This window comes from Falsiroseomonas sp. RANM36 (genome assembly GCF_056682175.1).
In genome coordinates this window covers 170,582-176,652 of the sequence record NZ_JBWXTD010000006.1, presented here as the reverse complement: position 1 = coordinate 176,652, position 6,071 = coordinate 170,582, and the positions used below count along the sequence as shown (strand labels likewise).

Here is a 6,071-nt window from a genome sequence, read left to right as displayed (position 1 = left end):
GGGGGCGCCCGCGCCCCGGGGCCCCGGCCCCCCCCCCCCCCCCGCCCCGGGCGGCGCGCCGCCGAGCGCGCGCAGCAGGCGGCGCGATTCGCCCTCCGCCGCCTCGCGCGCGCCGCGCTCCCTGCGCAGCGATTCGGCCAGCAGCGCCGGCAGCAGCGCGGCATCGGCGAGCACCGGGAGGCCGGCCGGCAGCAGCGGTGCCAGCTTCGCCGCCGCTTCCGCCCCGGCCACCAGGCCCAGCAGGGGCAGGTCGGGGGGCAGCGGCAGGCTGCGCGCGGGCCGCATGCCTGGCCGCGCCAGCACCCCGTCCTCCGGCACCAGCAGCAGGAGGGGGTGCAACTCCGGCAGGTCCAGCTCCGGCGCCACCACCACCGCCGGCGCGCCGGCCTCGATCTCGTCGAGCTCGGCGGCGCCGATCCTGAGGCCGATCATGCCGTCCCTCCTCGCGCCGCGGCGACCGCCGCGCGCAGCAGGCCGAGCGTCTGCGCGGCCAATCCCGACCAGTCGCGGCCTTCCACCAGCCGTGCCGCCGCAGCCGCCTTCCGCCATGCAAGATCCGGATCGGCCAGCAGCGCGGCGGCGGCGGCGGCCATTCCCGCGGCGTCCGCCGGCTGGGCGATGGCGGCGAATCGGGGGGCGTCTGAGCCGAAGGCCTCGACCGCGGCCGCGCTCGCCACCACCGGGCAGCGATTCGCCGCCGCCTCCAGGAAGGCGAGGGGCGCGCCCTCCAGTCGCGAGGGCAGCAGCAGGGCGTCGGCGGCGAGATACCAGGGCGCCGGGTCGGCCACCGGGCCGAGCAGGCGCAGCCGCCCATAGGGATCGGCCGCGGCGATCTCCTGCAGCATGCCGCGCAGCTTGCCGTCGCCGGCCACCAGCAGGGTGGCATCGAGGCGCCCGATGATCCCCGGCAGCAGGTCGGCGCCCTTCGCCTCCTCCAGCCGGCCCACGAACAGCAGCAGCCGGGCGCCGGGCGCCAGGCCGAGCGCGGCGCGCAGCTCCACACGGACGGCGGCGCGGTCGAGCGCGAGCGGCGTCGGCGCGGGGTTCGGCAGCACCGCCACCGCGGCCTCCGGCAGGCCCCAGGCCAGGGCGGCGCGGCGCGCGACGGGGGCGGAGACGGCGGCGACCACCGCGCCGTCCAGCCCAAGCGCGGGCGGCGTTTCGGGCGGAGCGGCCTCGCGTGCCAGGTGCAGCAGCACCAGGCGCGGCAGCGCCGCTTCCGCCAGGACCGGCAGCAGGCCGTTGCCGGCATCGGGCCAGGGCAGGGCGACCAGCGCGGCGTCCGGCTGCAGCGCGGCGAGCAGGCGGCGCGTCTCCGCCGCCTGGCGGGCGGCGCGGCTCTCGGCGTCGCCCTCGGCCTGCCAGGCGATGGCTGCCGGGTGCAGGCCGATGCCGGGCAGGCCGCGCTCCGCGATGAACTCCAGCAGCGCCGGCTCGGTGGCCAGATCCACCTCCAGCTTCGCCAGCGCCCGCAGCCGTCGCGCCAGCAGCGCGCTGTGCCGCTCGGTCCCGCCGAACAGCCCCGAAGGCAGCAGCAGGAGCAGCCGGCGGAGGCGGCGCGTGCCGATCATGCGGCGGCGACGCGCTTGGGCGGCGGGGTGCCGCGCGCGAGCTGCGCCAGCGCGCGCATCGCCCGCTCCAGCTCGCGCGCGCCGAAATGCCGCCGCGCGAAGGCCTGCGCTGCCTCGCCCATCCGCCGGCGCAGCGCCGCATCCTCGATCAGCGCGGCGAGGCCGGCGATGAAGCCGGCGCGGTCGGGGGCCACCAGATAGGCCTCGCCCGCGCCGCCCGAGATGCCGAACAGCGCCTCCGCGCTCAGCACCGAGGGCAGGCCATGCGCCAGGTACTCCACCGTCTTGATCTTCAGCCCGCCGCCGAAGAAGACCGGGTTCACGGCGATGTCGAGGCTGGCGAGGAACGCGTTGGCGTCGGCCACCTCGCCATGCGCGACGACGCCTTCCCGCCCCTCGGGCAGGCTGGCGCAGATGCCGCCCGCGACATGCAGTTCCGCGCCGAGCGGCAGCACCGCCGGCCAGACCTGGTCCATCAGCCAGCGCAGCCCGTCCTGGTTCATCGGGCTGTCGCCGCCGATGAAGCCGACGCGCAGCCGCGCCCCGGCGGGGCTGCCCGCGGCCCGGGGGACGGGCGGCATGACGTGGGGCGCGAGCAGGACGCGGCCGGGCAGCAGCGCCTCCAGCCAGCGCGCCTCCTCGGCCTGGATCGCCAGCACGATGGGGAAGCCGGAGAGGATGCGCAGCTCCTCGGCGGCGGGGATCTGCACGAAGTGGGTGCGGCCGAAGCGCCGGAAATTCTCGGCGCGGACCGACATCACGTCATGCGTGTCGATCACCGTCAGCGGCGGCAGGCCGCGCGCATGGCGCAGGTAGGACAGCAGCAGGTATTCGATGATCACGCCATCGGGCCGGTGCGCGGCCAGATGCGCCTCCAGCGCCGCGAACACCGCGCCGTCGAAGCGCGACGCCTCATAGGGGGTGAGGCCGTCCGGCGGCTCGGCCGGCGCCTCGGCCGTGGCGGCGAAGACGCGCCCGCGCGGGCCGAGCAGGCGCTGCGCCGCCGCCGCCTCCTCCGGCGCCAGCGGGGCGGCGAAGAAGAGGTCCGGGTCGGCCTCGGCCCGCGCCGCGGCGATCAGCGCGGCGATGCGCTGGCGGTTGCCGAGGTCGGTGCGCCAGAAGGGCACGTCGGTGACGAGCAGCAGGCGCGGACGGTCGCGCAGCCGCGCGATGGCGGCGGGCGAGGCGAGGATGGCGCGGGCGTCCCGCACCTCCAGCGCGTAGCGCTCGGCCAGGCGCCGCGAGGCCGCGGCGACCTCGGCGCGCCAGGCGGGCTCGGCCAGCCAGCGCCGGACATGGCGGGCGACCTCGGCGGCATCGGCGGCGGCGTGGCAGGCGGCCTCGGCCGGCAGGCCGGCGAAGGCTTCCGCGGTGCCGATCACCGGCCGGCCGCGCGCCAGCGCCTCCACGGTCTTGATCTTGAGCCCGGTGCCGCCCTCATGCGGGTTCACCACCAGATCCACGCGGGCATAGAGATCGTCGGCCGCGGCCACCGGGCCGAGCGGCACCAGGCCGGGCGCGGCCGCAAGCCCCTGCGCGGCGCCGCCCGCGACCAGCAGGCCCGCGCCCGCCGCCGCGACCGAAGCCGGGTCGAGCGCGGCCAGGAAGCGGCCGAGCGCGCGGGTGTTCATCGGGTTGACGCTGCCGATGTAGCCTATTGCCAGCCGGCCATCGGCGGCCCGCGGCGGCAGGGGGCCTGCCGGGCCGGGCGGCAGGTGGCCGAGCGTCAGCACCGGCGCGCTTGTGCGTGCGCGGAACCCGGCCGCGTCCTCGTCCTGGATCGCCAGCACCAGGTCGGCGCGGTCGAGGCCGCGCGTCTCCTCCTCGGCGGTGGTGGCGAAGAAGCGGTTCTGTAGGCCGAGCGCGGCGAGCTTCCCGGCGCGCTCGGCGAAGACGTCATGGGTGTCCAGCACCCGCACCACGCCGGGGGGGAAGGGCAGGAAGGCGGCGCTGAGGAAGACGTAGTTCACCAGCACCATGTCGAAGCCGGGATCGCGGGCGGCGAGGTCGGCGAAGGCGCGCTCGGCCGCCGGCAGGATCCAGTCGTCGAGGGCGTTCAGGCCCTCCGGCAGGCTCTGCCGCTCCGCCGCGCGGTCATGCGGGACGGTGATCACCTCGTCCCAGGCGGCGCGCATCGCGGCCAGCGCCTCCGGCGTCACCCCCTCGCGCAGCAGCAGGCAGAGATGGATGGCGTGGCCCGCCGCCTTCAGCCCTGCCAGCAGGGCATGGATGCGCGCCCGGTTGCCGGCATCCTGCGGGTGCGTGGGCGTGGGCGAGACGACGAGGATGCGCATCGCCCGGCAGGATAGCCGCCGCGCCAGGGGGGGGGAACTGGCGGGGAAACCGCGCCCGCCGCAGGCTGCGGCCTTGCCCCGGCGGCGCGGCTGGGGCATATGCGCGCGGTCGCGGCCGGGCCTGCTTGGCGGCGGCAAATCCACACGCGGCGCACCCTTCCAGCCCGAAACGGCGCGAACGGGTCCGGTCCCCAGGGTCAGACGGCCAGGGGGATGGCGCCGCGGAGGCGCAACCGGACCACTGGAAGAGAGGATCTTCGCCGATGGCGATGCCCGACGTCACCCTGCGCGGCCTGCTCGAGGCCGGCGTGCATTTCGGCCACCACACCCGCCGCTGGAATCCGCGGATGGCGCCGTACATCTTCGGCGTCCGCAACCAGGTCCACATCCTGGACCTGCAGCAGACCGTGCCGATGATGGACCGCGCGCTGCGCGCGATCCGCGACGTGGTCGCGGGCGGCGGGCGCGTGCTGATGGTCGGCACCAAGAAGGCGGCGGCCGACTACGTGGCCGAGAGCGCGCAGCGCTGCGGCCAGTACTACGTGAACCACCGCTGGCTCGGCGGCATGCTGACCAACTGGAAGACCATCCAGGGCAGCATCAAGCGCCTGAAGCAGATGGAGGAGCGGCTCGGCGGCGACATCCAGGGCCTCACCAAGAAGGAGGTCCTGATGCTGACGCGCGAGCGCGACAAGCTCGAGCGCGCGCTCGGCGGCATCAAGGACATGGGCGGCCTGCCCGACATCATCTTCGTCATCGACACGGTGAAGGAGAAGCTGGCGATCGAGGAGGCCAACAAGCTCGGCATCCCGGTGATCGCGGTGGTGGACAGCAACGCCGATCCGGCCGGCATCGCCTTCCCGATCCCGGGCAACGACGACGCGATCCGCGCCATCCACCTCTACTGCGACAGCGTCGCCGCCGCGGTGCTGGACGGCCTGGCCGGCGCGCTCTCCTCCTCCGGCGCCGACATCGGCGCGATGGAGGAGCTGCCCGCCGAGGCGTTGCCGGAAGCGCCGCTCGAGGTCGCCCCGACCGACCAGCCGGCGGCGGAATAGGCCGCGCCGGGCATCGCGCCCGACGCGCCGTGACTGGATGAACAGGGCCGGGACGCAGGTTCCGGCCCGACCTGCATTGAACGGATCAGGAGCTCTGACATGGCCGAGATCACCGCGGCGATGGTGCGCGAACTGCGCGAGCGCACGGGCGCCGGCATGATGGACTGCAAGAAGGCGCTGACCGAGGCGGGCGGCGACATGGAAGGCGCGATCGACTGGCTGCGCAAGAAGGGCCTCTCGGCCGCGGCCAAGAAGTCCGGCCGCGGCGCCGCCGAGGGCCTGGTCGGCGTCGCGACCGGCCCGGGCGTCGGCGCCATGGTCGAGGTGAACGCCGAGACCGACTTCGTCGCGCGCAACGAGCTGTTCCAGAGCTTCGTCGCCACCGTGGCCGAGCTCGCGCTCTCCGTCGGCGAGGATGTGGAGGCGCTGAAGCACGCGACCTATCCGGGCGTGCCCGAGCTGGTCGAGGGCGGGCGCGACCTGCGCACGGTGCAGGAGGAGCTGACCCATCTCATCGCCACGATCGGCGAGAACATGACGATCCGCCGCGCCCGCGTGCTGCGGGTCAAGAACGGCACCGTCGCGTCCTACATACACAATGCCGTGAAGCCTGGGCTCGGCAAGATCGGCGTGCTGGTCGCGCTCGAGGCGGCGTCCGAGATCGAGGCGATGGAGACGCTCGGGCGGCAGATCGGCATGCATGTGGCCGCCGCCCGCCCGACCGCGCTCGACATCGGCGGCGTCGAGCCCTCCGAGCTGGACCGCGAGAAGGCTGTGCTGCGCGAGCAGGCCGCCGGCTCGGGCAAGAAGCCGGAGATCATCGAGAAGATGATCGAGGGCCGCATCCGGAAATACTACGAGGAGGTCGTCCTGCTGGAGCAGGTCTGGGTGCATGATGGCGAGAGCCGCGTGAAGGAGGTGGTGAAGAAGGCCGGGGGCAACCTGACCGGCTTCGCCCGCTTCCAGCTCGGCGAGGGCATCCAGAAGGAGGCCAGCGACTTCGCCGCCGAGGTCGCGGCGATGAGCAAGGGGTGAGCCGACCCCGGGCGGCCCGGCCTGCGCGCCCCGCCGCCCCCCCCCCCCCCCCCGCCCCCCCCGCCCGGGCGCGCCGGCCCCGCCGCGCGGGGCGCGCCCGCACGGGCTCGCCC

General features: G+C 75.6%; 5 protein-coding genes. 2 read left to right on the top strand and 3 right to left on the bottom strand.

The genetic code is table 11. The features are described 5' to 3' along the window. The 3 genes from AC1MIR_RS22390 to AC1MIR_RS22380 all read right to left on the bottom strand — a co-directional run. Nucleotides 1–432 (bottom strand): hypothetical protein (locus AC1MIR_RS22390; protein WP_480030403.1); only part of this gene is annotated, 432 nt, incomplete at its 3' end. Continuing rightward, nucleotides 429–1,571, bottom strand: a complete 1,143-nt coding sequence (locus AC1MIR_RS22385) for a glycosyltransferase (RefSeq protein WP_480030402.1) — start codon at nucleotides 1,569–1,571, stop codon at nucleotides 429–431. The genes AC1MIR_RS22385 and AC1MIR_RS22390, both read right to left, overlap by 4 nt. Beyond that, a complete protein-coding gene (locus AC1MIR_RS22380; RefSeq protein WP_480030401.1) occupies nucleotides 1,568–3,865 on the bottom strand; it encodes a glycosyltransferase in 2,298 nt (765 codons plus the stop codon). The genes AC1MIR_RS22385 and AC1MIR_RS22380 overlap by 4 nt, the downstream gene beginning before the upstream one ends. A gap of 263 nt (nucleotides 3,866–4,128) precedes the next feature. On the opposite strand from AC1MIR_RS22380, the gene rpsB reads away from it, so the two are divergent. Continuing rightward, on the top strand, nucleotides 4,129–4,923 hold the full coding sequence (gene rpsB / locus AC1MIR_RS22375) for a 30S ribosomal protein S2 (protein WP_480030400.1): 795 nt from the start codon (nucleotides 4,129–4,131) through the stop codon (nucleotides 4,921–4,923). 99 nt (nucleotides 4,924–5,022) lie between these two features. After that, a complete protein-coding gene (tsf, locus tag AC1MIR_RS22370) occupies nucleotides 5,023–5,958 on the top strand; it encodes a translation elongation factor Ts (RefSeq protein ID WP_480030399.1) in 936 nt (311 codons plus the stop codon). Nucleotides 5,959–6,071: the final 113 nt, after the last annotated feature.